General features: G+C 48.7%; 18 protein-coding genes. 5 read left to right on the top strand and 13 right to left on the bottom strand.

Going from position 1 to position 21,071, the window contains the following annotated elements; all coding sequences use genetic code 11:
* Window positions 1–128: 128 nt before the first annotated feature.
* Window positions 129–1,172: an LCP family protein gene (locus QF049_RS24500; protein ID WP_307541263.1), complete on the bottom strand. Its 1,044-nt coding sequence runs from the start codon at window positions 1,170–1,172 to the stop codon at window positions 129–131.
* A 333-nt stretch (window positions 1,173–1,505) separates the two neighbouring features.
* On the opposite strand from QF049_RS24500, the gene QF049_RS24495 reads away from it, so the two are divergent.
* Window positions 1,506–2,480, top strand: a complete 975-nt coding sequence (locus tag QF049_RS24495) for an aldo/keto reductase (RefSeq protein WP_307541261.1) — start codon at window positions 1,506–1,508, stop codon at window positions 2,478–2,480.
* A 144-nt stretch (window positions 2,481–2,624) separates the two neighbouring features.
* On the opposite strand, the gene QF049_RS24490 is transcribed toward QF049_RS24495, so the two are convergent.
* The 3 genes from QF049_RS24490 to QF049_RS24480 all read right to left on the bottom strand — a co-directional run bounded on the left by QF049_RS24490 (window position 2,625) and on the right by QF049_RS24480 (window position 4,290).
* The gene (locus QF049_RS24490) at window positions 2,625–3,086 is read right to left on the bottom strand and encodes a MarR family winged helix-turn-helix transcriptional regulator (RefSeq protein ID WP_307541259.1); all 462 of its coding nucleotides are present in this window, start codon (window positions 3,084–3,086) and stop codon (window positions 2,625–2,627) included.
* A gap of 134 nt (window positions 3,087–3,220) precedes the next feature.
* Window positions 3,221–3,898 (bottom strand): TIGR00266 family protein, encoded by a 678-nt coding sequence (locus QF049_RS24485; protein WP_017691614.1) that lies wholly within the window; start codon window positions 3,896–3,898, stop codon window positions 3,221–3,223.
* Entirely contained in the window at window positions 3,895–4,290 is a 396-nt protein-coding gene (locus QF049_RS24480; protein ID WP_017691613.1) for a winged helix-turn-helix transcriptional regulator, read from the bottom strand. Before QF049_RS24480 ends, QF049_RS24485 begins: the two co-directional genes overlap by 4 nt.
* Window positions 4,291–4,454: 164 nt before the next feature.
* Between QF049_RS24480 and QF049_RS24475 the strand changes: the two genes are divergently transcribed.
* Together QF049_RS24475 and QF049_RS24470 are read left to right on the top strand one after the other, a co-directional pair.
* Window positions 4,455–5,669 carry an MFS transporter gene (locus QF049_RS24475; RefSeq protein WP_307541257.1) on the top strand — a complete coding sequence of 405 codons (1,215 nt, stop codon included), beginning with the start codon at window positions 4,455–4,457 and terminating at the stop codon, window positions 5,667–5,669.
* Window positions 5,670–5,861: 192 nt separating this feature from the next.
* Complete coding sequence (locus QF049_RS24470; RefSeq protein ID WP_307541255.1) at window positions 5,862–6,719, top strand: aldo/keto reductase; 858 nt, start codon at window positions 5,862–5,864, stop codon at window positions 6,717–6,719.
* Between the two features lie 154 nt (window positions 6,720–6,873).
* Here the strand turns inward: QF049_RS24470 and QF049_RS24465 are convergent, their stop codons facing one another.
* The 9 genes from QF049_RS24465 to QF049_RS24425 all read right to left on the bottom strand — a co-directional run bounded on the left by QF049_RS24465 (window position 6,874) and on the right by QF049_RS24425 (window position 18,829).
* Window positions 6,874–8,973, bottom strand: coding sequence for a glycosyl hydrolase family 18 protein (locus QF049_RS24465; protein ID WP_307541253.1), 2,100 nt, complete (start codon window positions 8,971–8,973; stop codon window positions 6,874–6,876).
* Complete coding sequence (locus QF049_RS24460) at window positions 8,974–10,545, bottom strand: chitinase (RefSeq protein ID WP_373428294.1); 1,572 nt, start codon at window positions 10,543–10,545, stop codon at window positions 8,974–8,976.
* Between the two features lie 376 nt (window positions 10,546–10,921).
* Window positions 10,922–11,986 (bottom strand): pectinesterase family protein, encoded by a 1,065-nt coding sequence (locus tag QF049_RS24455; RefSeq protein ID WP_307541251.1) that lies wholly within the window; start codon window positions 11,984–11,986, stop codon window positions 10,922–10,924.
* Complete coding sequence (locus tag QF049_RS24450) at window positions 11,983–13,095, bottom strand: glycoside hydrolase family 88/105 protein (RefSeq protein ID WP_307541248.1); 1,113 nt, start codon at window positions 13,093–13,095, stop codon at window positions 11,983–11,985. Before QF049_RS24450 ends, QF049_RS24455 begins: the two co-directional genes overlap by 4 nt.
* Before the next feature lie 71 nt (window positions 13,096–13,166).
* Complete coding sequence (locus tag QF049_RS24445; RefSeq protein WP_167483728.1) at window positions 13,167–14,135, bottom strand: LacI family DNA-binding transcriptional regulator; 969 nt, start codon at window positions 14,133–14,135, stop codon at window positions 13,167–13,169.
* Between the two features lie 40 nt (window positions 14,136–14,175).
* Entirely contained in the window at window positions 14,176–15,771 is a 1,596-nt protein-coding gene (locus QF049_RS24440; RefSeq protein ID WP_307541246.1) for an extracellular solute-binding protein, read from the bottom strand.
* A gap of 68 nt (window positions 15,772–15,839) precedes the next feature.
* Complete coding sequence (locus tag QF049_RS24435; protein ID WP_124116782.1) at window positions 15,840–16,721, bottom strand: carbohydrate ABC transporter permease; 882 nt, start codon at window positions 16,719–16,721, stop codon at window positions 15,840–15,842.
* A 29-nt stretch (window positions 16,722–16,750) separates the two neighbouring features.
* Window positions 16,751–17,656 (bottom strand): ABC transporter permease, encoded by a 906-nt coding sequence (locus QF049_RS24430; protein WP_307543404.1) that lies wholly within the window; start codon window positions 17,654–17,656, stop codon window positions 16,751–16,753.
* A gap of 369 nt (window positions 17,657–18,025) precedes the next feature.
* Complete coding sequence (locus QF049_RS24425) at window positions 18,026–18,829, bottom strand: AraC family transcriptional regulator (RefSeq protein ID WP_307541244.1); 804 nt, start codon at window positions 18,827–18,829, stop codon at window positions 18,026–18,028.
* A 141-nt stretch (window positions 18,830–18,970) separates the two neighbouring features.
* On the opposite strand from QF049_RS24425, the gene QF049_RS24420 reads away from it, so the two are divergent.
* Together QF049_RS24420 and QF049_RS24415 are read left to right on the top strand one after the other, a co-directional pair.
* The gene (locus QF049_RS24420; protein ID WP_307541242.1) at window positions 18,971–20,170 is read left to right on the top strand and encodes an MFS transporter; all 1,200 of its coding nucleotides are present in this window, start codon (window positions 18,971–18,973) and stop codon (window positions 20,168–20,170) included.
* Between the two features lie 78 nt (window positions 20,171–20,248).
* Window positions 20,249–21,031, top strand: coding sequence for an ABC transporter ATP-binding protein (locus QF049_RS24415; RefSeq protein ID WP_307541240.1), 783 nt, complete (start codon window positions 20,249–20,251; stop codon window positions 21,029–21,031).
* Window positions 21,032–21,071: the final 40 nt, after the last annotated feature.

Here is a 21,071-nt window from a genome sequence, read left to right as displayed (position 1 = left end):
AAAGAGGTTTAAACATTAGATATATCTGTGCAATATTTCAATCGAAGGATCTCAAACGCAAAAAAAGCCGGGAAGCAACCGCTTCTCCCGACTTATATTCATATGAGCATTTTGCACAAGAATGGATCTTATGCCGCATCACTCGTCTCCGATTGGTCGGCTGACTCGGGCTCAATTATCTCAGTCGCATCCGGGTCCAGCCAACTGGCGATCATGCCACGCACATACTGCAGATCGTCCTCCGACAGATCGTAGTACCATGTGCCACTGCGCGTTGCACCCTCACCCTTCAGCATGTAATTGCTGATCGTGGGTACACTGTCTTTCATATATAAGGACTCGGCAAATTTCACGATAAAGTCCGAGGTCATGTTGGTTGTAAAATTCGATCCGGCAATCTGGATTACGTCCGGGATCTTGGTCAGATTTTTGACCTCCAGCGCACGATTCATGAAGGCACTTAGGAAAATCCGGTGACGCATCGTACGATTGAAATCGGAATCTTCCCGGTAACGCACATAACCAAGCGCTTCTTCGCCGTTATAGATCGGTTTATTCGCTTCAACAAACAGCTTCTCATGAATTTTGAGCTTGTTCTCAATATTTTTTTTGATCGGCAGTTCCACACCACCAACCGCATCAACAATATCCTTGAGCCCGTTAAAATTAATCGCGGCATAAAAATCCACTTTGTTCCCCAGCAAATTCTCCACCGTATCCATCGCCATCTTGGCTTCACCGTGGGCATACGCTGAGTTGATCTTCGACTTCACATCCCGGCCGACTATCTCGGTATAGGAATCACGTGGAATGGACAGCAACAGCACTTTATTGTCTTCTGGACGCACGACAGAATAGATGATGGTATCCGAACGGCTTGGTTCGTTATCCCGTTGGTCAATACCCAGCAGCAACAATGAGAACGGGTCCGTATGTTCCACGACAGGGGCATCCTTATCGCCAGCTGGTACAAAGGAGTCATCCAAGGCTTCCTTCACCGTAGCTGAAGCGAACAAATTAAAGGCAAACACGACGAGTTGCTTTTGATAGATAAATCCGAGTCCTCCCAACACAAGCAGCACACTTAGGGTGATGATCAATGGCTTCTTCCATTTCTTCTTCGGTTTCTTCGGCTTCCGTCTTGTTAAATGTGCGGCACTGTTTTCCATCATATCTCCTTTAATAACGGGTTCTTAGAATCATTTAACTATATTAATAACACGTTTTCAATAGATTACGTTATAATCTGCTATACAAATACGTGTTCAAAAAGTTTGGTTTTCAGTACCAAGAAGATGGAATGAAGCTAGAAATGGAGTAGCGGAGCGTAGGGAAAACTACGTGAGCAACTAAAATGTTTCCGAAGGAAACATACTTCGTAAGCATATGCTTATTCGGCTGAATTTCATATTCGATGCTGATGATGCCGCCAGGCATCATTCGTAATCAAAAGTGGACTTTTTGAACTACCTCTACAAAAATGAACATAAAGGGAGCGATAAAGGATGGAATATCGACGTTTGGGCAATAGTGGTTTGCGTGTGTCGGCACTGGGGCTTGGCACCAATGCGTTTGGCAAACGCGCGGATGAAGCAGCTTCTACCCGCATTATTCATGCAGCGATGGATCAGGGAATCAACTTTATCGATACCGCCAATATCTACGCAGGCACGGAATCGGAACGCATCATTGGACAGGCTCTCACCGGTCGACGGGAAAACGCGGTGCTTGCTACCAAGGCCGGATTACCCCGGCATGATGGTCCTCATGGGTGGGGTTCCTCCCGCTACCACCTGCAACAAGAGCTGGAACATAGCCTGCGGCGCCTGCAAACGGATTATGTGGATCTGTACCAGATCCATACTTTTGATCCGCATACACCGCTGGATGAGACACTGCGCACACTGGATGATATGGTCACTTCCGGCAAAGTCCGTTACATCGGAGCCTCCAACTACGCAGCCTGGGAGCTGATGAAATCTTTAGGCATCAGTGAACAGAAAGATTATGTGCGCTACATCTCCACCCAAACCAGCTACTCTCTGGCTGACCGTACACCTGAGCTGGAACTGGTACCAATGTGTCTGGATCAGGGTGTGGGTATTATCCCGTATTTCCCGCTGGCAGGTGGTATTCTGACCGGTAAATATAACGGACAGACTAGTGTGCCTTCTGGTTCCAGAGCAGACACCGATCCGTCCTTCAACCGTTTCCTGCTGGAGCATAATATCCAACTGAGTGAACAAGTAAGCGCAAAAGCTGCTGCATATGGATGCTCCCCGAGTGTGCTGTCGCTTGCATGGTTACTGACACGCCCGGCTGTATCCACAGTCATTGTTGGCGCTACACACACCGATCAGTTGGAACATAATCTGGCTAGTCTGGACATGTCACTACCCGATGATTTGTTGGCCGAACTGGATCAGATCAGTGACTCTTTCCGTCGCCGCGAGCCGTTTGCGTCCTATCGAATCGATTGAATAACCGAAATAGACCTCCCGACAAGATGAAGTCAGGAGGTCTATTTGTATTTTGCAGAGGTGCTATAATTATTAATATTTAGAAAAACTTCCAATTACACTACATTCTGTAGTTTAATACATTAAAAAAAGATATATTACGGATTAACTCTCTGTTTTTTGGCGAAGAAACTCTTGCATAATCACCATATACTCTTCCTTACGATCATCCAAAGTTTCGAAAAATGCCTTGTCCGATTCCTCGACCAGATGAATTCCCTCCACAGCCAATCGGGTTCCTTCTTCCGTTGTTGTGATAATATTGGCACGCGTATCTGTCTGATGACGAGCGCGGGTGATTAATCCCCTTTTTTCAAGCGCACGTAGAACCTGAGAAGTCACGTTAACATCCACCTTGGCAAACTGAGCAATTTGAACCTGAGTAACTCCTTTGCCTTCCTCATCGTGTTCATTGAGCCACAAACAGGCGTGCAACAATACAAATTGAGGTTGTGTCAGTTCGAGGGGCTCCAGCACCCTGCGTACTTCCTTTTGCCACATGGCTGTAACTTGCCATAACAGATATCCCGGGCTTTCTTGTGCGTTTTTATACCGTGAGCTTGTCATCTCATACCTCCATGATGTGCGACCTTATGCAACAGAATATGTACCCGTCAGTCAATGAAGTAAATCCATTATTCATATAACGATGATGGAAACATATCCGTTGCAACTCTGTGTGTTCTTTCTCAAAAAAATAATTAGCGCGCAGGGATAAACTGCTTCACCCATTGTCCGAATCCTTGCGGATTGCGGCTCTGTATAAGAATGGTTCCTTCTCCCCGGAACCGACATACCAGTCCTTCTCCACTTGTAACACTGGATAACCAGCCCTGTGAAGCTTTCTCAATACGGTAATCTACATAATGAGGCCATGCCACCAAATGGGCGTTATCCACGATCATTTCTTCACCTGCTGCCAGATTAATCGCATGGATGGCACCATAGGAAGACAGAAATACGGTTCCACGTCCGCTGATCTCAATAATGAAGAAACCTTCTCCCGAAAAGAGACCTTTTTTCAGGTTTTGCATTTTGGTATTCACCTGAATGCCCTCGGTTCCTGCCAGAAATCCGTCTTTCTGCACATAGAGTGAATAGGAACCGTCCAATTCAACAGCTTCTACATCGCCCATACTGGAAGGTGAGAGCAGAATCTCTGCCGACCCGCCCGCAGCCGTCAGTTCCTGAAAGAAAAACTTCTCCCCGCTCAGCATCCTACCGAACCCGGCAAACATCCCACCTTCTGCTGAACCCTTTAGTTCAACCGTAGGAGTCATAGATACCATCGCACCACTCTCGGCCTTGAACCGCTCTCCACGCTGCAAATGTACCTTGAGCATCGCAAAAGCACCATCATATAAAATCTCATAGTTCACGGTTGCACCAGCTCCCTATTGTCAGAGTTAAAATCATTGAGTCCATTATCTTCCAGAACTGCTGATTTGTCTCCGTATTCCTTCACAATATGTTGGTCTCCCCAATTACAGAGCGCATTGAGAATTGGTTCAAGACTTCTCCCGTAATCACTCAATTCGTATTCTACTTTGGGAGGGACCTGATTATATACGATTCGATTCACGATCCCGTCGTTTTCAAGCTCTCTCAGTTGCTGTGTTAACATTTTCTGTGTAATTGCGGGCATAATACGCTTGAGATCACTGGTTCGTCTTTTCCCATGTGTCAGATGACAGAGAATGACGCATTTCCACTTGCCACCGATCACTTCTAAGGTAGCTTCAACCGAGATGTTATATTTTTTTCTAACCATAACTTGCTTCCTCCCTGATGAATTGGATTACATCCGTCGCATGCTGTATAGGCACCAAAAAGTACGTAGGGTACTAAAAAGTACGTACTATTCAATCTATACCGAATAACTCATAATAGCATTTGCCGGTACGTAAATCTACATTCGGGGGAGTTGAGCAAGAAATGTTACAAGATTCAAAACGCAGCACGTGGGCACTGCTAGCACTAGCCATTAGTGCATTCGCGATCGGTACCACTGAATTTATCAGCGTTGGGCTACTGCCCCTCATTGCAGATGACCTGGGCATTTCCGTAACTTCAGCGGGATTGACCGTTACTTTATATGCATTAGGCGTTACCTTTGGGGCTCCTGTTCTGACCTCACTGACGTCTACCATATCACGCAAAACGCTATTGCTTGCCATCATGATTGTCTTCATTGCGGGTAACACGATGGCTGCACTATCAACGGGCATCACCATGTTACTCATTGCACGAGTAGTATCCGCTCTGGCACACGGGGTGTTCATGTCCATTGGCTCCACGATTGCAGCCGATCTGGTACCTGCCAACCGCAGAGCAAGTGCCATTGCCATCATGTTCTCCGGTCTAACCATTGCCACAGTAACCGGTGTACCTCTCGGTACACTCATTGGCCAACATTGGGGCTGGCGCGCTGCCTTTATCCTAATTGTTGTGGTTGGCATCGTTGCGATGATCGGTAACCTGATACTCGTGCCATCCACGTTGAAGCGAGGAACACGGACAGCATTTCGGGATCAGCTGAAGCTTGTTACAGGTGGACGCTTGCTGCTTGCTTTTGCCATCACTGCTGTTGGGTACGGAGGAACATTTGTTGTGTTTACGTATCTGTCCCCGTTGTTACATGATATTAGCGGTTATTCTGAGAAAACAGTAGCGTTCATTCTGTTGTTGTACGGAATAGCCATCGCTGTTGGCAACATCATCGGCGGCAGAGCAGCCAATCGCAACCCGCTCAAGGCGCTCTTCTACATGTTCATCATTCAGACCATCATTCTGGGCATCATGTACTTTACGGTCCCATTCAAGTTGGCAGCACTACTTACCATTATGGGTATGGGTCTGCTCGCCTTCATGAATGTGCCTGGTCTTCAGATGTACGTTGTAACCTTGGCTGAACGATATGCACCACAGGCCAAGGATGTAGCCTCAGCCTTTAACATCGCCGCATTTAATGCAGGGATCGCTATAGGTGCCTATTTGGGTGGCGTGATCAATGACTCCATTGGTTTGATTCACACGACATGGGTCGGAGCCTTGATGGTTCTCGTAGCTGTAATCCTGACCGCATGGGCTAAAATGCTGGAAAGCAAGGATCAACATGCATCAGTCGAAATGGAGAAAGCTTCGTTCTAATTCCCATCCAACCATAGGTCCACTCTATATTTATCAGTTCCAGCCTTCAAGGGGAACCGGTTTCACATGGTATTTAATTATACTATATACTTTGAACCCAATTTGATCTACTATGATTTAATTTTGTATGATAAAACAACAAAAATTCAGCTTAATATGACTGATTTTTACACAATTTAAGGAGGAAATCTCATGACAACAGCTCAAACCGCACAACATTTACAATCCACAGTAACTCTGCATAACGGTGTTTCTATGCCTTGGTTCGGACTTGGTGTATTTAAGGTAGAAGAAGGATCTGAACTGATTGGAGCCGTGAAAAATGCGATTAAACATGGATACCGTAGCATTGATACTGCTGCAATATACGGCAATGAAGCCGGTGTGGGCCAAGCGATTGCAGAAGCTTTGCAAGAAAACAACCTGAAACGCGAAGAACTGTTTGTTACATCTAAAGTATGGAATGCAGACCTCGGATATGAAGAGACCCTTGCCGCTTTTGATACCACATTAAACAAACTGGGATTGGAATACCTGGATCTATATCTGATTCACTGGCCTAAGGCAGGCAAATACAAAGCAGCCTGGAAAGCAATCGAGGAGCTGTACACGGCAGGCCGCATTAAGGCCATTGGCGTAAGTAATTTCCAGATTCATCATCTCGAAGACCTGATGCAGGATGCCAAAGTGAAACCGATGGTCAATCAGGTGGAGTATCACCCTCGCCTGACTCAGGTTGAGCTTAAGGCTTTCTGTGAAAAGCATGGTATCCAGCTTGAAGCTTGGTCACCTCTGATGCAAGGTCAGCTGTTGGACAACCCAGTGCTCACGGCGATTGCTTCAGCCAAAGGCAAATCGGTTGCACAAGTCATCCTGCGTTGGGATCTGCAAAATGGAGTCATTACCATTCCAAAGTCCACCAAGGAAAACCGGATTATTGAGAATTCCTCCATCTTCGACTTTGAACTTTCAAATGAAGAGATGGATCAGATCAGTGCTCTGAACGAAAATGTACGCGTTGGACCTGATCCGGACAACTTCGATTTCTAATGAATAACCTTTTTGGAGCCTGCTTTGTTTGACATAGCATAACGAAAAACCACCGGACCAGGAGCCGGTGGTTTTTCGTTATATTCTCTTCCCTATAGCCAAGCCTCGCTAAAACTGCACGTTTCAATTCAAAATGTGGTAATCCATTTTTTAACTATTGGACCTGCCACAATGCAGGGACATTGGATGGTTCCCACCCAGGCAAGGAGGTGTGGGACTGCAAACATTTATACGTCTTGCCGCTATAGGTGACCAACTGTCCTACAGTATAGGCTGTATTCGCCTGCCAGGCGGAAACGCCCGGATTTGTCGTTCCTGCTGTTGTTTTCACGGTCACCGCATTGCTCGCAGCAGATACATTCCCCGCCGCATCCTTTGCTTTTACCGTAAATGTATACGAGGTATCCGCTTCAAGCCCGCTGATCGTTGCTGTTGTTCCAGTCACGGATGTCGCCAGAGCCGTTCCGTTGTACACATCATAACCCGTTACACCCACGTTATCCGTGGATGCCGCCCAGCTCAGCGTTATGCTGGATGTTGTTTGCGCCGTTGATGCCAGGTTCGTCGGTGCAGTTGGCGCTTGCGTATCACCTCCCGGTTGAGTCGTAGTGCTCACGGTTACAACATTACTGGCTGCAGACAGATTGCCTGCCGCATCTTTTGCTTTGATCGTGAAAGTATAAGAAGTACCTGCGGTAAGTCCACTGATCGTTGCTGTTGTTCCTGTGACGGATGTTGCAAGATTACTACCATGATAGACGTTATAACCGGTAACCCCTACATTATCCGTTGAAGCATTCCAAGCCAGTGTCACCGAGTTTGCCGTCACGCCTGTCGAACGGGCATTACCGGGTACGCTTGGCGCCGTCGTATCTGCTGGAGGCACTGTACCTCCGGTAGGCAGATCGGCTTTCAGTTTATTTTGGAGTGTTTTGTTCCGGTCACCGCTAAGTTCCCAGAACATCGCTCCGCCAAGTCCTTTGCTCTTGATATAAGCGGTTTTATATCCAATAGACTCCGCATCGTCATAGCTAATAAAACGCTTGTTGGTCGCATTATAGAGATATGGCACCTTAGCCGTGTCATTCCAGTAACGCGTATACCCGTTTTTGTTAATGTAATTGGTCTCCAGATCGTAGAAATCAAAGGAGCCTGCTTCCCAAGTTCCAACGGAAGAACCTCCCGCGCAGGTCTGATACTGGCCATTTCCCGTCTGTGCGCATCCATCCCAGCCGCGGCCGTAGAATGGAACACCAAGCACAAGTTTGGCGGCTGGTACGCCAGCATTCAAATGCCCTTGTGCTCCGGCAGCCACATTAAATGTATTGGCATCTGGCACCCCAGCAGCCGAAGCCGCTGGGTCATAGTTCAACGGCGCGTTATGCGCGCTGACTTTTTGCCAGGCCCCGTTAAAATCGTATGTCATAATATTAATCCAGTCGACGATGGCAGCTATATTGGCAAGCTCAGTATTCGCAGCATAGGTCGTCGATGCACCGCTTGCAATCGTAAGCAGATACTTCTTGCCGTCCACAGCTCCGGCAGCATCCAGCTTCTCACGGATTTTGCTCAGAAGCAGTGTGTAATTTTGCTTATCCTCAGGACGTTTGCTGTTACCATCAAGTCCGCCTGATACCGGATACTCCCAGTCCAGATCTACCCCGTCAAAATTGTATTTCCGCAGGAAGTCGACGGCAGAGTTTGCAAATACCTCTCGCGTTGCAGCAGTCGCAGCTACATCGGAGAAGCGGTTGGACCATGTCCATCCTCCCACGGAGATGATTGTCTTCAGACTAGGATTGATCTGTTTCAGCTTGTTAAGCTGATTGATATTGCCTGCAATGGGTTGATCCCATGTATCCCCTGCAAATGTCTTCCCCGTATCGATCCAAGGATCGCCAAGCACAATTGTTCCGTTGGGCACATTAATTGTCTGGCTCTTCTCATTCTGACACGTCCAGGTCACCGGGTTAGGGCCCGAAGGGTCCGGATTTCCATGCACACCATTCCAGCAAATATCGGCAAAAGCATAGTTGATATGCGTGACTTTGGTTGGGTCGATATCCGTTACATTATAGTTTCTCCCATACGCAGCCCAGGACGGGTAGTAACCAACAATTTTATAAGAATCTGCAGCTGCTGCCGTAGTTGGTTGGAGCACAAAAGAAGGAATAATGACGGATAAGAGCAGGGATAGACCCAAGAGAAACTTTGCGGTTTTCTTCAAAATAGTGTGTTTATTTACATTTGGCATTTAGTACACAACCTCCTTTGTTGTTTGCGTGCTAAAACCATTCAGGAATGAACGATGTGCATTTGAGAACTGGTTGTTTGTGTATGCATCCCAGTTGATGGACCAGGTCATAATCCCTTTTATCCCCGCATAGCCCGCAGGCTGGCGCAAAGTATAGGAACCGCCGTATGACACACCTTTGATTAGGTAATTCAACGCCTTCTGCAGATCGGCTGGCGTTGTATAACCGCCCCCGGCAGCCTGCTGGGAAGCCGGTACACCGATGGCAATCTGATCCGGTCGCAAGGGACTAAAGAAAGTGCCCGTGCTGCCGCCTACATGAAAGCCTTGAAGCAGCATCTCCGCCATGGCCACATGGAAATCAGCTGTCCCTTGGGCGTAAGAGCGTCCATCCAGCCCCACCATGGAGCCCGTGTTATAGTGCTGCACATGAAGCAGGGTCAGGTCATTACGCAAAGCATGGATGACTGGCAGGTAAGCTCCCCAAGGGCCGCCGTAGCTCAGATATCCACCCTGTACATAGGCCGTCTCCGGCGCAGCCGTCAGGATGAAATTGGCGCCGAAGTGTGACTTAACCGCTTTCACGCCTTGGATGAGGTTAACAATTTTCGGTGTAGTTGGACTACGGAAATCGGTATCCCCTGCATTCAGAGACAGGGAGCTTCCTTCCAGATCGATATCTAGACCATTGAAACCATACGTGGAAATGATTGATTTTAACGAATCTTCGAACTGCTGTCTCTTGGTCGCGTCGGTGAGCTCAATGGTACCGTTGGCTCCCCCCATGGAAAGCAGTACTTTTTTCCCCTGGCTTTGCAGATAGGCAATATCGGATTTGAATTCGGCTACCGTTGCATTGTATGGAGTAAAAGCAAGTGTTCCGCTGCCATGTGAAATCGGTTCGGCAAAGGAGACATTAATGACGTCATAGGCTGTTGATACATTACGAAGTCTGATATTCGTTGAACCATTATCGAAGTTGTGCCAGTAGCCGATCAGCCATTTGCTGCCGGTTGGCCCAGGATTGGAAGATCCGTTGGAAGTTGTTACACTGAGGGAGGTGCTCGCAGCGGATACATTGCCTGCGGCATCTTTGGCTTTTACCGTAAAAGCATAAGTCGTGCTGGCTGTCAGTCCAGTGACTACAGCTGTTGTAGTTGAAGTACTTGTCACAAGAACGCCGTTCCGGTACACCTCATACCCCGCTACGCCCACATTATCCGTGGATGCATTCCAGGAAAGACTCACGGAGGTGTTCGTGATGGAGGATGAAGTCAGACCCGCAGGAACAGAAGGTGGTGCCGTATCTGGCGTTGGCGTTTCCCCTCCCGAACCTTCCCCGACGTATTTCCACAACGCGGGCACAACAGAGGGCTCCCATCCGGTCAACGCCGTGTGGGCCTGAATACACTCATAATCTTTATTCTGATATGTTACGAGGTCTCCTTTCTTGTATGCAGTGCCTGCCTGCCACTGGACGGCGGCATCGGCTCTCGGTGCAAACCACGTAATAAGTAGAAGAAATGCCAAAGCAAATGTAATGACCGGGCGGAATCGAACAGCTTGATTCAAGCAAAATCCCTCCTGTACTAAGGATACGTTCACCTTGCAAACAAAAACTTTAATAGTCCACCTGCATCTGATCTGTGATCGATTAGAGCCAGCCTCGTTCAGCCATCTGATGTTGAGTGTCACTTCACTCCCTTCCCTTACCAAAATGGACCTTCCCTCTCGTGTTCTTTTTTTGCAGGCACCATCCAAATTTTACAGGGAATTTACAGATCCTCACCCTGTATTTAATCAGTAAAATGCAAAAGAGATAAGGGATAAAATAGTTCTATTGGGGGCGAAAAATGTAATATAGCGCAAAAAAAAGGTTTTCGTTCAAGTCCTTAGGAGACTTGAACGAAAACCTGTGTTAGATATTGCGCAGAGAAGAGGGCATATCTTACTGCCGCTGCTCCCCTCTCCCTTCAAAAGGCTGCCATCCATCCACGCCGGACAGAATCAGAGGTACAGTGTACTCGGCCGCTTCCTGTTCGGTCAGTATTTTGGCCCAAGGCACACGATCAGAAGCACATCCGGCACCAGGCCCGGCGCTGTTGTATTCCGCATACTGAACGGTCTGCTCTGCATCTGTCTTGTTCCAGTTGTGCCATCCCTCCCGCTTCACATGAGCGCCGATCCAGCAGTTCAGAAAACAGACTTTGGCATGATGACGCCACGGTCTGCCCAGATACACCGACTGCGGCGGAGCATTGCTGGTCAGATCACAGTCCAGAAACACATAGCCGTAACGCACATCCTCCGGCGTAGAGGCTGCGGTAATCCAACCGTTCACTTGTCCATCCGCAGCCTCCGCTTCAGTCAGACGATTCTTCGTAAAGATCTCGCAGCCCTTAAATACCACCGTAGCCGAGCCAAAAATAAAATCGATATCACCTTCGATGTAACAGTCCTCGAAATACTGCCGCAGTTTACGCCGCTCGGCACCATCGCGTGGCCCGCCAAAGTAACTGCGATCCATGGGCTGCTCCGGCAGCGGGCCGGTGAAGATCGTATCCTGGTGACCGATCAAACGACAGCGGCGAAAGGCCGCCCGGTCTCCATCCACATAAACGGCCAGCGCCTGACCAACCTGCTTGCCCGGCCCGGCAGCATTTACGAAGGAAATCCCCTCTGCCGTGAAATCATCAGCACCAATGAAAGCCGTATAGGAATGAAACGTATGAAATGGCGACCCATCCGGGAACTTCTTGAGTGCATGATCATCATACGTAATGATAGTCTGCTCCGCCCCCTCACCAATCAGGTGGATGCCCGGCTTCTCCATATGCAGCTTCTCATGATACACACCAGCCTTCACGCGAATCGGGACGTTTCCGATGCCATTCTCCGGCAGCGCATCAACTGCAGCCTGGATCGTCACATAATCCCCTGTCCCGTCTGAAGCAACAGTCAGACAGGGAGCTGATGATTCCATTGCTGTATTCGGCAATCTCTGCTGCGTCATGGCAATCGCTCCATTTCCAGCGCTGCCAGCAGAAGCGGAGCCACACCCATAAAGGAATCGCTTACAACTGCTTCGCTTACATAGTAGTTGTACGAGCCATCCCGATCCAGGCTTAGTCCTGCGCCACGACAGATCCCGTTTAACCGAACGCCGTCAGCCGTCTCCTCCACCAATCTGGAGGACAGTCCCTGCCATCCCTTCTCCGCCGCAGCTCTGAAATGCGGCTCCAGATATCTCAGCCGTACACCCTTCGCAAGTGCATATACAAACATGCTTGACCCGGATGCTTCCAGATAGTTGCCTTTGCGGAAGCCCTGATCCAGCACCTGAAACCATAACCCGCTCTCCTGCTGCTGCACACGTACCAAAGCATGACACATCCGTTCGAAGATACCGATGATGGTTCCGCGCTTTGGATGATTCACGGGAAAATGCTCCACGCTGTCTACAATCGCCATGGCATACCAGCCCATCGCCCGGCTCCAGAAGTGTGGCGAACACCCTGTCGATGAATCTGCCCAGACCTGTTCCTTCGATTCATCCCAGCCATGATAGAGCAGTCCGGTCCGCGGATCACGGGTCTGGCGTTCGATCAGCAGAATCTGATGTGCTACTTCATCCCATAAATCGGGATGATGAAATGTCTTCGCATACTCGGACAAAAAGGGAGAGGACATATACAGGCCGTCCAGCCACATCTGGAATGGATAAATTTTTTTGTGCCAGAAACCGCCCTCCGACGTGCGGGGTTGCCCTGCAAGTTGTGCTGCCAGGAGATGAGCCGCTTCTGCGTAACGCTGATCTTCAGCACCATCCAGTAATGCAAACAGGTTTTTCCCCTGATTAATCTGATCCAGATTATATTCTTCCAAAGTATAAGTGCCAATAGCGCCGTCCGGCTGGATATACAGGTCCATATGTTTTTTCATAAAATCAACATACTCTTGTTTGCCATAATACTGCCCGGTTCGTGCCATCGCCATCAAGGTCATGCCTTCCACGTATGCCCATCGTCCCGAAGGGAACGCATGATAACCGTCCCCGTCACATCGCTGGATAATTGTTGCTGCAATTCGCTCAGACCAGGATAACTGCGTCTGTACCTGCATAAGCAATTCCTCCTTGAATGTTGTACTTACCTAATACATGTATGACTAACGGATAACCGCTTCACTCTTGCTTATTGTCGGCACATTGCCGTTGAATTGCGAAGGTTCAACTTGGGCTGGATGACTACCGGAACGTCGACCTGTTCATCACGGATTAACGATACAATCAGCTCCGCTGCCTGCACGGCCAGTTCATCCAGAGACGGGCCAATTGTCGTCAAGGCCACTTCGGCATATTGCATATCCGGCAGATCATCATACCCGATTAACGAGATATCGCGTGGAACGCTGTAACCTGCCTCAAGCAAAGCCCGAAGTGCACCTCGGGTGACCAGGTTGTTCAGCCCAATAAAAGCTGTCGGGGACTCCGGCCCAAACGCATGATTACGTATGGCAAAATACCCGTCTTCCCAGGAGGAATACGCTGGCAGCACATGGTCTTCATTAAAAGCCAGACCCGTACGCTGCAACGCTTCCCGGTATCCCTCCAGTTTAATATTCTGCGAGTTGCCGATGAACCCGATTCGGCTGTGCCCCAGCGATTTCAGATGCTCCACTGCTTTGAACAGTCCTTCTTTGCGGTCAATCTTGATATAAGGAGAGTTCGGCGCTTCATCTGTACCCAGCACAAAACATGGCATGTTGAGTGTTGCAAACTTTTTCCAGAACATCTCCCGATTGTCCAGTGCATAGTCCCACAGAATACATCCGTCCACGCGCAGCTGGCTGAAGACATCCACGCCATCATCCGCTACAACCAGGATCATCTGATATCCCCGCTTCTTCAGCTCGGTGTGCAGACGGCCGGAGATGTTCGAGAATAACGGATTGCTCAGCTCATCCAGCACAAAACCGATGATGTTGCTCCTGCCGGTGGAGAGCTGCCGAGCCAACATATTTTTCCGATACTGGTGTTTCTCCGCGACCGCAAGTACCTTCTGCTTTGTTGCCGGTTTGATTCGGGGATCATCATTCAGCGCCTTCGATACCGTGCTATAGCTCACCCCCGCCAGTTTGGCAATGTCTTTAATGGTTATCAAAATCAATCAACACCTCTCATACGCCTGAAACCCTAATTTCCTATTTCTGTGCAGCCTTATAACGATCATATTGTGCCTGTCTGCCCGCAATAACCTGCTCTATATTCATCTTTTTCAACGTCTCAATATAACTGTCAAACTGATCCAGACTGGCATCACCGCTAATAAACTTGAAGTTCATCTCTTCCACATATGTGGTAATGTCAGGCATCGCCATGCTCTCCACGCTCGCTTCATCCGGCAGGGCATAGACAAACGGGAACGGTTCACGGACATACGGCTCCAGTTCCTTATCCATCTTCGCATGCCAAGGGGCCACGACGGAATCAGCAGAGTCGGTGGATTGGATGTTCGGCAGATTCACCGGACCAATGCCAAGCTTCTGGATGTATTCATTGTCCTTGCCTTTGTCCGTGAATGTCTTCACGCCATTCTCTTCCGTATACGTGTCATCCTTGATGCCCCACGTATAATACGTCTGTGCTTCCTCACTTACGGCATAGTCCAGGAAACGGAAAGCAAGTTCCGGATTTTTGCTATCGCGTGTGATGCCAAAGATGCCACTCACTGGTGTACGTCCTACATAGAACTGATCCCCATGCGGTCCTTTCAGTGGTAAAATGCCTTTGATGATTGGCTCTTCCGGATTGTAATCCTTGAACAGCGGGCTGTAGACCATCGACATGTACCAGCTAAAATTAAATGTTGCGCCGGTCACATCCTGAGAGATCCGCGATGTGACCTGATCACTCGTGGTACTCGCATAATCTACCCCAAGCAGACCTTCCTTGTACAGTCCATTTAAATAGGTCAGGTATTCCTTGTATGCCGGCTCATAATAGCTGAAATGCACCTTGCCCTGATCGTCTGCATAGAATTGATTGGACAGATCAAGTCCAAATGCAGGGCCAAAGGCCATGGACACAAATTTCGCTTCCATGGACAGCGGAATCTCATCGGCTTTTCCGTTGCCGTTCGGGTCGTCTGTCTTGAACTTGCGCAGCATCGCCGTAAATTCATCCAACGTGGTCGGCTCGCTTAATCCAAGCTTATCAAGCCAGCGCACATTGACCATAAATACCGGCATGTAGTTGCGGGTTAACGTCTGCTGCGGGACATAATACATTTTACCATCTGGCGTTGTTAAACTGGCTTTGACCGAAGGCGACTTTTCATATATTTTTTTGAGATTCACGCCGTATTTCTCCACCAGATCATTAATCGGAATGAATAGACCGCTGTTGATGTACTTCATCAGTTGATCCTGATCCGGCAGGTACACGATATCGGGCAAGCCGGTACCGGCAGCCAGCCTCGGATTTACGGCATCCGCATAGTTCTGCGGCGGTATGAGATCCCAATCGACCGTAACACCGGCGTTGCTCTCAATTTTCTTAACGATAGCTGCGGTGGAGAGATCCACGTTGGTCGTCCAGGCGTTAGTGCCGAGAATGGACAGCTTGGCATCCGGTTGATCCGTTACCGGTCCTGCCCCGGTATAATTGAAGGCCGGCTCCGAACTGGACGGAGTGCTCCCCGCATCGGTTCCTGCCCCTGTTCCACCGCTACATCCCGCCAGGCTGATTGCCAGTATCGCTGCGATTACACTTTTTCTTCCTGCCCCTTTAAATCTCATCCATCATTCCTCCTTGGTATGAACCATTTTGAACTCCCTTGAATGACATGACACTTAAGTAATAAAAGCTATCCTTTCACGGCTCCGAGGGTAATCCCCTTAACGAAGTACCGTTGGATAAACGGGTAGATCGTAACAATAGGCAGAATGCTGACCACAATGGATACATAACGGACCTGAAGCGTCGATACCGCAAGCGCACCGGATGTCATCGTACCGCCCATCTTCTGCATCACTTCCGGCGAAGCCATGATCAGCACTCTTCGCAGGAACATCTGTAAGGGCTGCATATCCTGTTTGCCCAGATATAATAGGGCCGAGAAAAAGTTGTTCCAGTGGAATACCGCATAGTACAGCGTGAGCACAGCCAGTGTTGGCTTGATGATCGGAACCGCCAGACGATACAGCATCGTCATCTCGTTAGCCCCGTCTATACTGGCACTTTCGAAAATTTCATTCGGAATGCCTTCGAACGCCGAGCGGCAGATCATGACGTTAAACGTAATCACCAGCACAGGCAGCACCATGACCCAGCGGGTGTTGTACAGCCCAAGCGAGGTAATCAGCATGTAGACCGGAATGAGTCCACCCGAGAAATACATGGTAAAGGCGATGAAAAAATTCAGCTTGCGACGTAAGAAAAACTGCTGTCTGGATAATGGAAACGCGGCAAGACATGTTGCCACAATGTTCAACAGTGTGCCTACCACGGTATACCAGAGGGTGTTGTAGAACGAAACCCACAATTCCTTGTATTGCAGTACCATTTGGTAGCCTGACAGGGTAAATCCAACGGGCCACAATACAACTTTTTGTTTGTCGATGGCATCCACCGAGCTGAATGAAATGCTAATGACGTACAGAAAGGGATACAGCGTGACAACAACCGCCAGTATGGTCAGCAGGTAGACACATCCGTAAAACAAACGGTCACTTCTCGATTTTTGCATACAGGTCTCCTTTGGTCCGGGTTATAGTCTTACCAGAGTGACATCTTGGTTAGGCGGCGGGTCATGGAATTGGCAGCAAAAACAAGGATAAAGGTGATGATGGAGTTGAACAGGCCAACCGCTGTGGCGAAGCCGTAATTCTGGCCCTCAATCCCCATCCGGTATACATAGGTGGACAAGACATCAGCCGTTTCGTAGGTGGCTCCGTTGTAGAGCAGATATACCTTCTCGAAGCCTACACTCATAATGCCGCCAAGCGACAGAAGCAGAAGAATGACAATGGTTGGTTTGATACTGGGAAGGGTCAGGTGCCATAGCTCCTGGAATTTGTTGACGCCGTCGATTTTGCCGGAATCATACATCTCGGGGTCGATCCCCATAATGGCTGCAATGTAGATGATGGAGCTGAAGCCAAAGCTCTGCCAAATGTCGGAACTTGTGAAGATGGTACGGAACCAGCTCGCATCCATCATGAAGTTCACTTTTTCCAAACCAAGACTGGCGATGAGGGTGTTCACAATACCGTCTGTTGGTGATAGGAAGTTAATGATCATGCCGGCTACAACAACAGTGGAGATGAAGTGAGGAAGGTAGGTAACCGTCTGGGCAAATCGTTTGAATGTCCGATTCTTGATCTCTACGATGCAGACCGCGAACAGAATGGGGATCGAGAAGCCAAACAGGAGCGGCAGAAATGCGAGCAAAAACGTGTTACGCAGCAGCCGCCAGAAGTAAATGGAATTCACGAACTGTTCGAACCAGCGCAGTCCCACCCACTCCCCGCTGAGCATCCCCTGCCCCGGCAGGAAATTGCGAAATGCCAACAGCACGCCAGGCATCGGAAGATACATGAAAATGAGGTAATACAGAAAAATAGGTGAAAACATCAGCAGCAAATATTTATCCCGTCTGATCAGGCTGAACAGCGTGGACATGCGTTTTTTCAACGTGAAACACTCCCCTTCGCTGCATAATTACAACGTTTGAATTTTTTAATAAAAAAAGAATTGTTATTTCACCGACGTATTTGTTATTCATTTCATTCACATTTTGTAACAACCTATATTATTCTGCATAATAAAAAGATATTAGCTTGGATTGGTCCTCCTCACACCATATTTCTTTCTTTTTAATACTTGCCATAAACATAATTACAACGTTGTAATTTTAACTTAAATGTATACGCTTACATAAACTTTTTCCCATCTTAGCAAAGTCTTCAATGTTTGGCAACACCAAAAATCAGTGGCATGCTGAAATGTAACAAAAAACAGTCTCGCACACGCGAGACTGCCCGTTAAAATCTACACGTGATTCCGATATTCCATCGGTGTCATAACATACACTCGCTGAAAGGCTCTGTAAAACTGACTGACGCTGGAAAATCCCAGTTCATAACTGATTGTGGTCACTGAATCCGTTGTATGGCGGAGCCTCCTGGACGCTTCTTCTACGCGCAAATTCAGCAAATATTGATACGGTGTTGTTCCCGTAAGAGCCTTGAAAGAACGCATAAAATGATACCGGCTCTGATGCGCGACCATCGCCATCGAATCAATATCCATTGGACCTGTGTAGGCACTGTGAATGTAATCCAGCACTCGTTGGAGATGGGGGTCAATGAATGTACCGGGATTTACAGTCCTTTTTCCATTTTCCTGCCCCGTCAACATACGTTTTAGATACGTCTCGATCGCCATTTCTGTTTCCTGCACTTGCAGCATTTCGGGCACATCATCTAACAAAATGGAATTCCAGCCACGAAACAGACTGCTGATCTCAGCAGGATCAAATGTCTGGGTAGGTCGAAAATCAGCTCGCCCCCCACTTAACTCCGCCCCTTCGAAACTGCCTAATGGCGGTTTACGGAACTTGATCACAATGACAGCCGAATCCGACCCTATCTCAAAATAATGCTCAGTCTGGGGATGAGCAATAATCCCTATGCCTGCTTTTAGCGGGTATGCATGCCGTTCCTGTACCAGATGACATTGGCCTCTAACCGGCAGCGTTAGCTGATACCAGTCGTCATGTACATGCGGCTCATTCGCAAACCCTCCGGTAGCTTTCCATAATTCCAACCCATTTAACGTCATGTTTAATTCCATCGTTTGCTCACCTGCTGACATTATAACAAATCGTGCTCACTTTCCAAGCACTTTTCACAAAGACATGATCTGCCCCCATCTTTTATCATAGAAAAAAATAATTCGAGGTGATCTCCCATGGCTCAGGCCACTTTAAGCAAAATGCAAATCAACTCCTCCGCCAATTGGGCGCTTGCCGGAGTCAGCTTCGCCCATCTGCTGAATGATGCGATGCAGACAGTTGTTCCGTCTGCATTCCCGCTATTCCAGCAGACCATGCAGCTCAGTTTCGCCCAGATGGGCTGGATTGCCTTCACCCTGAATATTACCGCATCCGTCCTTCAGCCACTGGTCGGTTATATGTCAGACCGCAAGCCCATGCCGATCCTGCTTCCCGGAGGCATGTTATTCTCCCTGATCGGTGTTCTCGGCTTAGCTTTGTCTTCCGAGTTATGGATGCTGCTTGTTGCGGCAGCATTGATTGGCATAGGCTCGTCCATCCTCCACCCCGAATCCTCACGCGTGGCCCATATGGCAGCTGGCCGCGGACGTGGAATGGCGCAGTCCATATTCCAGGTGGGAGGCAACACAGGGCAGGCCATTGCTCCATTACTGGTCGCCTTCATCCTGTTGCCACATGGGCAGCGTAGTTTTCTATGGCTGATGGGCTTTGCCCTGATCGGCATCTTCATTCAGTCTTTTGTCAGTCGTTGGTACAGAGATAAGCTTGCCGAGACTCGCATTCGTCAGCAACGCCCTCTAAAATCAAGCGGCGCAGAGCCAGCAGCTCGGCCTGTGAGCAGGGGATTCATCGCTTTTACAATGGGAATTCTCATCCTGCTGCTGTTTTCCAAATTCGTATATATTGCAGGCATGACCGGGTACTACGCCTTCTATTATGCCGATGCATATGACTTGCCTCTCTCCCAGGCACAGATCTGTCTGTTTATTTTGCAATTTGCAGGTATGGTCGGAACCTTGCTCGGCGGCCCACTCGCTGACCGCTACGGACGCAAACCGATGATCTGGTTCTCCATTGCAGGCACTGCACCGTTTTCCCTGATGCTACCTTATGCGGGCCCCGTCTTGTCCATGGTATTATGCGGGATGATTGGACTAATCCTGATGTCCGGCTTCAGCGTCATCATTGTTTATGCACAGGAATTGCTTCCTCGTCATATTGGAACGGTATCCGGATTGTTTTTTGGTCTGTCGTTCGGCATGGCTGGACTTGGCTCGGTTGTGTTAGGTTCCTTAATTGACGTGACCAGCATTTCGTTTGTTATCAAGTTATGTTCGTTTTTGCCACTGCTTGGTGTGTGTGCTGTATTTCTGCGCAAGGACCAACCAAGAACAGCGTGATAACCGTTGAAACCTCACTGATTTTGTGACTACAATACACCTAGGACACTCGAGGATAACAGAAGGAAGGAATAACGCATGATTATTGATGTACAGCATGTCACTTGGAAAAGGGGACCACTTACCCTGCTGAACGATGTGAGCTGGCAGGTTAATGATGGTGAACACTGGGCGTTGCTTGGCCTGAATGGCTCCGGCAAAACAACACTCCTGAACATGATCACCGGTTATCTCTGGCCGACCGAAGGCAAGATATCCGTGCTAGGCCATGAATATGGTGATGTGGATCTGCGACAGCTTCGCAAATCCATCGGCTGGGTCAGTTCATCTCTGCAAGAGAAACTGCATGGCACAGACCGCACGCAGTATGTCGTGATCAGCGGCAAACATGCCACCATTGGCCTGTATGACAAGCTGTCAGATGATGATCTGGATCAGGCACAGGAATTGATGCAGACGCTGGGCTGTCAGCACCTGTGGGATCGCGAATATCGCACCTGTTCTCAAGGGGAGAAACAGAAACTTCTCATTGCCCGAGCACTCATGGCCAATCCACGCGTACTCATTCTGGACGAGCCTTGCAATGGACTGGATCTGTTCTCAAGAGAGCGATTGCTGGATAGCATCCGTGAATTGTCCCAGCGACCGGATACCCCTTCGCTCATCTATGTCACCCATCACACGGAGGAAATATTGCCCGTATTCAGTCACAGCCTTTTGCTGCGCCGGGGCGAAGTCGTCCGTAGTGGATTAACTGGCGATCTGATGAATATGGAAGTGCTGAGCAACTTCTTCGAGGCACCTGTGGAAGTTGATCGGCACGGGGAACGTGTCTATGTCAGAGCTGCGGCGGATTCATAATTACGTGGTTATACACAGCACACGCAGCATAGGTGCAGAA

It is taken from the genome of Paenibacillus sp. W4I10, assembly GCF_030816325.1.
GTDB lineage: Bacteria > Bacillota > Bacilli > Paenibacillales > Paenibacillaceae > Paenibacillus > Paenibacillus amylolyticus_B.
The sequence above is the reverse complement of the archived record's forward strand: the minus strand, read 5'-3'. Positions and strand labels throughout refer to the sequence as shown.

Bases quoted from the DNA above. Each gene is read 5' to 3' on its own strand.
- QF049_RS24500 (WP_307541263.1), bottom strand. From the start codon at position 1,172: ATGATGGAAAACAGTGCCGCACATTTAACAAGACGGAAGCCGAAGAAA.
- QF049_RS24495 (WP_307541261.1), top strand. From the start codon at position 1,506: ATGGAATATCGACGTTTGGGCAATAGTGGTTTGCGTGTGTCGGCACTG.
- QF049_RS24490 (WP_307541259.1), bottom strand. From the start codon at position 3,086: ATGACAAGCTCACGGTATAAAAACGCACAAGAAAGCCCGGGATATCTG.
- QF049_RS24480 (WP_017691613.1), bottom strand. From the start codon at position 4,290: ATGGTTAGAAAAAAATATAACATCTCGGTTGAAGCTACCTTAGAAGTG.
- QF049_RS24475 (WP_307541257.1), top strand. From the start codon at position 4,455: ATGTTACAAGATTCAAAACGCAGCACGTGGGCACTGCTAGCACTAGCC.
- QF049_RS24470 (WP_307541255.1), top strand. From the start codon at position 5,862: ATGACAACAGCTCAAACCGCACAACATTTACAATCCACAGTAACTCTG.
- QF049_RS24465 (WP_307541253.1), bottom strand. From the start codon at position 8,973: ATGCCAAATGTAAATAAACACACTATTTTGAAGAAAACCGCAAAGTTT.
- QF049_RS24455 (WP_307541251.1), bottom strand. From the start codon at position 11,986: ATGACGCAGCAGAGATTGCCGAATACAGCAATGGAATCATCAGCTCCC.
- QF049_RS24450 (WP_307541248.1), bottom strand. From the start codon at position 13,095: ATGCAGGTACAGACGCAGTTATCCTGGTCTGAGCGAATTGCAGCAACA.
- QF049_RS24440 (WP_307541246.1), bottom strand. From the start codon at position 15,771: ATGAGATTTAAAGGGGCAGGAAGAAAAAGTGTAATCGCAGCGATACTG.
- QF049_RS24435 (WP_124116782.1), bottom strand. From the start codon at position 16,721: ATGCAAAAATCGAGAAGTGACCGTTTGTTTTACGGATGTGTCTACCTG.
- QF049_RS24430 (WP_307543404.1), bottom strand. From the start codon at position 17,656: ATGTCCACGCTGTTCAGCCTGATCAGACGGGATAAATATTTGCTGCTG.
- QF049_RS24425 (WP_307541244.1), bottom strand. From the start codon at position 18,829: ATGGAATTAAACATGACGTTAAATGGGTTGGAATTATGGAAAGCTACC.
- QF049_RS24420 (WP_307541242.1), top strand. From the start codon at position 18,971: ATGCAAATCAACTCCTCCGCCAATTGGGCGCTTGCCGGAGTCAGCTTC.
- QF049_RS24415 (WP_307541240.1), top strand. From the start codon at position 20,249: ATGATTATTGATGTACAGCATGTCACTTGGAAAAGGGGACCACTTACC.